The organism is Bacillus taeanensis (genome assembly GCF_003318295.1).
Lineage (GTDB): Bacteria > Bacillota > Bacilli > Bacillales > UBA6769 > Maribacillus > Maribacillus taeanensis.
Genome location: NZ_QOCW01000061.1, coordinates 1 through 997, shown reverse-complemented (window position 1 = coordinate 997; position 997 = coordinate 1). Strand labels below are relative to the sequence as shown.

At 37.3% G+C, this 997-nt stretch carries 1 protein-coding gene; it reads right to left on the bottom strand.

What is annotated here, in order from left to right; genetic code table 11:
* The coding region (locus DS031_RS23340) for a glutaminase (protein WP_113808536.1) at positions 1 to 863 on the bottom strand (863 nt) is incomplete at its 3' end.
* Between the last annotated feature and the right edge of the window lie 134 nt (positions 864 to 997).

Sequence of the window (997 nt, the reverse complement as noted above, 5' to 3'; positions counted from 1 at the left end):
TGCCGACTCCTTGGAGGAACTAATGTCATAATCCCTCCTGAGACTCCACTCTTGGCCGGCATTCCAACAAAAGCTGCAAATTTACCTGAAGCATTGTACATTCCACAAGTCAGCATTAAACTTTTCGTTAGCCTAGCCACTTGTTTGGGAATAATTTGCTCCTTGCGGATAGGATGGTATCCATTATTAGCAAGAATCAACCCAATCAGAGCGATGTCTTCTGTATTTACTTCTATCGAACATTGCTTCAAGTAAACCTCCAAAGCTATATCGACCTCAGATTCTATAAAACCAGTCCCTTTTAAATAATAGGCTAAAGCTCTGTTTCGATGCGCTGTTTGCCATTCAGATTGAAACACTTCTTCATTAATAGGCGGGCGTTTTCCCAGCATTTTTTCCAATAATGTATATAAAGATTCTAATTTGATTTGTGGTGATTCCCCTTGAAGAAGAGAGGCTACTGTAATGGCTCCAGCATTAATCATGGGATTAAATGGCTTTCCCGGCTTATGCATTTCCAAACGAATAATTGAATTAAAGGCATCCCCTGTTGGTTCCATATCCACTCGTTCTAACACATAAGAAATCCCACAGTCTAGGCATGCTGCAATAAAACTGATTACTTTTGAAATACTCTGCAGCGTAAAAGTGGCTTCCCAATCTCCTGATTTAACTACATTCCCATCCTGTCCTGCTATGCAGATCCCCAACTTTGATGGATCAGCCTTCCCTAATGCAGGAATATAGTTTGCACATTGTCCTTTAGCAGTAAATAAACGATAATGTTTTACCCACTTATCTAGACTGTCTATCATTTGGTAATCTATTTGACTTTGATCTACTTTTATAATCTCTTGAAACATATTCTCCCCCCTTTTTGTAAACGCTTTCTAATTTGATGTTCAACAATATATCACTAATCTTATAATCCGGACTACAGAATATAACGAAAAACTACAAAAGTTTTAAATATTTTTCTACTAAAATCTATTTTTTT